The 5,354-nt window shown below is 60.1% G+C and carries 4 protein-coding genes; 2 read left to right on the top strand and 2 right to left on the bottom strand.

Going from position 1 to position 5,354, the window contains the following annotated elements:
• Positions 1-1,009 (top strand): glycosyltransferase family 39 protein (locus AB4043_RS13175; RefSeq protein WP_442307242.1); only part of this gene is annotated, 1,009 nt, incomplete at its 5' end.
• A gap of 209 nt (positions 1,010-1,218) precedes the next feature.
• On the opposite strand, the gene AB4043_RS13170 is transcribed toward AB4043_RS13175, so the two are convergent.
• On the bottom strand, positions 1,219-3,564 hold the full coding sequence (locus AB4043_RS13170) for a molybdopterin cofactor-binding domain-containing protein (protein ID WP_442300688.1): 2,346 nt from the start codon (positions 3,562-3,564) through the stop codon (positions 1,219-1,221).
• Positions 3,561-4,088, bottom strand: coding sequence for a (2Fe-2S)-binding protein (locus tag AB4043_RS13165; RefSeq protein ID WP_442300689.1), 528 nt, complete (start codon positions 4,086-4,088; stop codon positions 3,561-3,563). The genes AB4043_RS13170 and AB4043_RS13165 overlap by 4 nt, the downstream gene beginning before the upstream one ends.
• A 244-nt stretch (positions 4,089-4,332) precedes the next feature.
• Here AB4043_RS13165 and AB4043_RS13160 point away from each other — a divergent pair, with 244 nt between their 5' ends.
• Positions 4,333-5,250 (top strand): bifunctional helix-turn-helix transcriptional regulator/GNAT family N-acetyltransferase, encoded by a 918-nt coding sequence (locus AB4043_RS13160; protein WP_442307241.1) that lies wholly within the window; start codon positions 4,333-4,335, stop codon positions 5,248-5,250.
• Positions 5,251-5,354: the final 104 nt, after the last annotated feature.

Genomic DNA, 5,354 nt, shown 5'->3' with positions numbered 1-5,354 from the left:
CTTCCTGGCAGAGTTTACGGCTGCCGGATTAACGGAGACGTTAACGCTCTTCTGTACGGTTCTGGCCTTCTGGGCGTTACAGCAGTGGCTGGATGCCCCGCAGTGGCGTTGGGTCGTCGTACTGGGTACGGCGCTGGCATATGCCATTTTGTTACGGCCTGATCAAGGTCTGCTGGCGGCAGCAGTCTTGCCGGCGATGCTGCTGGGGCACGGATTCGGGCTGTCGAAGGTAAAAGAGACGATTGTTCCCGCGGCGGTGTGTGCCCTGCTGGCGGTGCTTCCCCTGGCTCCGTGGACCGTTCGGAACTACCGGGTCTTCCATGTGCTGCAGCCGCTGGCGCCGCGCTACGCGAACGATCCGGGAGAGCCGAACCCGTATGGCTTCCAGCGATGGTATCGGACATGGGCGATCGACTACGCGTCGACAGAAGATATCTATTGGGACTACGACGGCGATGCCATGGACTTTGCGACGCTGCCGAAGCGGGCGTTCGATTCGCCGGAGCAATATCGAGAGACGGCAGCCGTCTTCGCTCTCTACAACGAGACCAAACGGAACTCGCCTGAGGTGGATGCCCGCTTTGCAGCGATTGCGCAGGCGCGGGTGCAAGCCCATCCGCTACGCTACTACGTGCTGCTGCCAGTGGCGCGGCTCGGAAATATGCTGCTGCGTCCGCGCGTGGACTGGCTTCCCGGGCCACTGCAGTGGTGGCGATGGAGTGAGTCGTCGCCGCTTCAATTTAGCCGTGCGCTATTCCTGGGCGCGTTGAATCTGGCGTTGATTGTGTTCGCAGTGATAGGGGCGTGGAGGCTGAAAGGCCGGCCCGACCTGCGTCCAATACTGCTTGCCATGCTGGCGTATGGTGTTCTGCGGTGTGCGCTGTTGTTAACAGTCGATAACTCCGAGCCGCGTTATACGGTGGAGTTCGTTCCTTTTTGGATTGTGTTGAGCGCTGTGGCGCTGACAAAGCCGCGGGCTGCAGAATCAGAGAATAGGGCGGCGCCTTAGTCCGTGGTTCGAGCTCCGCTCGAATCTCCCGCTCATGCTTCGCATGAATGGGGCACCCAGATTCGCCTTACCTCAGAATTGGGTGCCCCATCCATCGCATCGCGATGGGTGGGATGTGATTCGGAGTTCCCGGTGCTGGCAGGGGTGGGATCAGCAGGCAGAAGCCCGCTGATAAAAGCCCACGGTTCCCATTCGTGCGCGTTTCGTGACTATGCCTTCAGCAGCTCTTTGATATAGGTTGAGCGCAGCGGAAGGCGGCGGATCGACTTTCCGGTCGCGTCGAAGACGGCCGCTGCAATTGCCGGCGACGCAAGAGCGTTGGCCGCTTCCGAGCCCTGTCCGTAGCTGCCGACTGCTGGGTTATGGAGAAGAACGACCTTGATCTCCGGAATCTCGTTCATCTTCAGGATGGGGTAAGAGATCCAGTCGGCGGCGGTGATGGCTCCTTCATCGAAGGCTACCTCTTCGTGGAGTGCCTGGCTGATGCCCATTACGGTTCCGCCTTCGATCTGCCGTTTGAGTTGCTCCGGGTTCACCACGATGCCGGGATCCACGGCGATGGTGTACTTTTCGACCCTCACGTCTCCGGTTGCCGGGGTGACGGCGATCTGGCAGGCGCAGGCCCAGTAGACTCCACCGCGAAACATGACGGAGACGCCTTGTCCGCGAACAGGAGTTGAGCTTGTGGATACGGCCGTAGATTGCGGCGATGGACGTGTCTGCCATCCGGACTCTTCGCGCAGCCGCTGCAGCACGTGAATCAGGCGCTCTTCTTTCGCATGGTCGATACGGAATTGGAGGGGATCGGTTCCGGCAAGCGCTGCCGCGTCGCTGATGGCAAGCTCGCGCGGGAAGTTCTGCTGGTATTGCGTGGGCGTCCGCATGCTGTGGTCACGCAGGCCAATGGCGAGAGGAGAGGCTTTCTGGCCGACCTGGAAGGTGCCGTGGTAACGCTCTTCGAGATTGGGGACGGCATCGTACTGCCACGGATCGGCGCTGCCGTTGGCAATGCTGGTGAGCATGCCGCCCTTTTCCGAAGGAGCCGGCATGGTGGGAAGCCCGGCAAGCACGGCTCCTATCGGACGGTCGTCCTGGCCGGCGGGCTGGTGGTGGTCGGCTTCGTACGCGACGATGCGGCCGTTGGCGTCAAGCCCGATCCTGATATCGGTGAAGGCTGCGGGAGATTGTGTGGACCACTGAATATCATCGTTGCGCATCCACTGAACGCGCACGGGCTTGCCGAGCTCTTTGGAGAGAAGGACAGCTTCATCCTCGGCTCCGGCGTTGCCTCCGTTTGAGCGGCCGTAGTGACCGGCGCCGGCGTAGGTCTTGACGATGACCTTGTCGGGGCCGACGCCCAGCATCATGGCGAGCTCGCCGCGCAACGCCTGTGCGTTCTGCGTGTGCGTGTGCACGGTAACGACGCCGTCTGGACGGTAATCTGCAACAGCGACCGTGGGACCGATGGGTGCGTGTTTCATGTAAGGCAGTTCGTAAGTGGCGTTGAGCACCTTTGCCGCGGACTTCATGCTGGAGGCGACGTCGCCTGTGCTCTTGCGGCTCTTCTGGACGGGGGTGGCGTTCCAGTCAGCCTCGTTGCGCAGATGCTGGTAGAGCTTCTCTTTGCCGGGAAGCCCCTTCCATTCAGTCCATTTGGTGGTAGAGGCAACCTGCCCCGATGCCTGGATCGCCTCCCACTCGGTGGGTGCAACAACGGCGACCAGATTGCCTTTCACGATGACCTGCGCGTTGGGATATTTCTTGTCGACTTTACCGGCGGAGACCAGGCGTGATCCCAGCGTGGCTGGATGAATGGTGCGTGCATGCAGCATGCCCGGAAGCTTGATGTTGGTGACCCACGGTTCCTGGTGCTTCACCTTTTGGGCGATGACGCTGTTCTTATACGACTTGCCAATCACCTTGTAGCTGCTGACCGGCTTCATCGGTGGATTACCGCCGACCGCAAGCCCAAAGATGCTGGTGAGGTCGCCGCTGACCGGGATGGTGAGCTTGAGATCCTTGCCTTTCACCAGATCGCCGTAGCGAACCTGTTTTCCGCCTCCGGAGACCATGCCGTCATGGGTCGAGAGTTGTTCGGCAGGAACTCCAAGATGTTCTGAGGCGAGTTGCAAGATTGCCTGACGGGTATACGCAGCGGCTTTGCGGATATTGGGTGAGCCGTTACCAAGAAGGTCGAAGGTGCCTCCGCCGTCCGCGGTGACATCGGTATCGCCGGTGACAATGGTGGTGATCGCCTCAAAGGGAAGATCCAGCTCTTCGGCCACGATCTGACGGTACGCGGTATAGATGGTGCCCTGGCCGAAGTCGCTTTTGCCGGTACGGAAGAGGACGGTATTGTCAGGCCGGATCTCGATCCACGAGCCCGGCAGGGAAGCGTCAAAGGCGCGAAGGCTGGTGTTGGCGGCGGCCGCTTCGGCTGCGCTGGAACGCAGCATGCGGAAGCCGACCATCAGCGCTCCGCCGGCTTTCATAAATCCGCGGCGGCTGAGCTGTGCGCCATAGATATCGGTGGTCTGTTCTGTAAATCCGATCATTGCGCGCCTCCTTTCGCCATGAGGGTCGAAGCAAAGCGGACGGCTTCGATGATGGCGACGTAGCTACCGCAGCGGCACAGATGTGGTGACGGTCCTGAGTTGGTAAAGGTGTCCTTGATCTCTTCGACGGAGGGGTTCTGCTTGCCTTCCAGCAGCTCAGTGGCTTTGATCATCATGCCGTTCTGGCAGAAGCCGCAGAGGTGAACCTGCTGTTCGATCCAGGCCTCCTGCACCGGGTGCAATGTCTTTGCTGCCTGTGCGGCGGAGAGATGTTGCTGTTTCGCCCAGCGGTCAGGCAGGCCCTCAAGGGTTGTGATTTCCTTGCCTGCTGCAGCCGTGGCGGGTGTAATGCAGGAACGAACCTCTTTGCCGTCGAGTAGTACGGAACAGGCTCCGCATTGCGCCAGGCCGCAGCCAAACTGGGGACTGGTGACATCCAACTCGTCGCGAAGAACGTAGAGAAGCGGCGTATCTTCCGCGGAGTGAACCTCGCGCTTCTTTCCATTGACTGTGATCGTCAGCATCGACCCACCTCCAGGCTTGAGCTCCGGCTTCGTCTCGGTGGCGAGCAGTAATGATAGTGTTTGCCGCGCAGCGAGGGGTCCGCGGAGCCTGCCACAGAAGAGTAGCCCATTCCGCCTGACTGGGCCACCGTGCGGCCGGCAAAATCGGCTTTTGGCGCGATCGGCATATTTTTGACGGGATCAGTTTGCGAAGGCGACCTACGATAGTTGCTTAAAGCAACTATTTTAATTTAAGGTCGAATGCATGAGTGATGCCGCCCAGATCTTTGCCATTCGCGACTTCAATCGCTTCTATACGGCCCGGCTGGGTCTGCTGCGGAAGCGGCATCTGGACGGCGAGTTTTCGCTCACCGAAGCGCGCATGCTGTATGAGATCTGGGCGAATCCGCGGCTGACGGCATCGAACCTTCGGGGAGTCCTGGGGCTGGATGCGGGTTATATCAGCCGGCTGCTGGCTTCATTGACGAAGCGGAAGCTTGTACGGCAGACGGTGTCAAAGGCCGACAGCAGGGAGCGTCTGCTCTCACTGACCGCGGCCGGAGAGAAGAAGGTGGCAGGGCTCAACCGGCAATCGGAGCAGCAGATCGAGGAGATGCTGCAGGGGCTGAGCGGAGAGGAGCGGGAGAAACTGGTCAGCTCGCTCTCCGTCGTACGTTCTCTGCTGACCGCGCAGAAGAACTCTGAGGTGCAGGTCGAGCGCCTGAGCGAGGTCACTGGCGAAGTGCTTGATCTGCTGCAGGAGTATTACGAGGCGGTGGGCGTGATGGTGCGGGATACGCCTGAGTCTGTGCGCGAGATCGTGGACGATCCCGATGCGGGTGTGYGGATCGCCACGCTGAACGGAAAGATTGTGGGATGCGCCTATCTTCACAGTCTGCCATCGATGCCGGGAGCGACGGAGTGTAAGCGGCTTTACGTCAGGCCGAGTGCTCGCGGCAAGGGTGTCGCGCATGCTCTGCTCGATGCGCAGGAGTCCTTTGCAAAGAGCCGGGGATTTAAGCGGATTTATCTCGACAGTAAGGATGATCTGCGCGTTGCCATCAATCTTTATCAGCGGAGAGGCTTTGTGGCTTGTGAACGTTACAACGACAACCCACAGGCGACGGTGTTTCTGATGAAAGAGATTGCGGAGACGCCGAAGAAGGTTATTCGAAGATCTTGAAGGCGGACAAGGGAGCGGGTTAAGGCCTATCGCCTGCCCATGAGATGGGCTAGCGCCTTTCACGTCATAGCGCTTCGATACGATCGCCCTGCGCACAATTACCC

It is taken from the genome of Terriglobus sp. YAF25 (assembly GCF_052113305.1).
GTDB lineage: Bacteria > Acidobacteriota > Terriglobia > Terriglobales > Acidobacteriaceae > Terriglobus.
The sequence above is the reverse complement of the archived record's forward strand: the minus strand, read 5'-3'. Positions and strand labels throughout refer to the sequence as shown.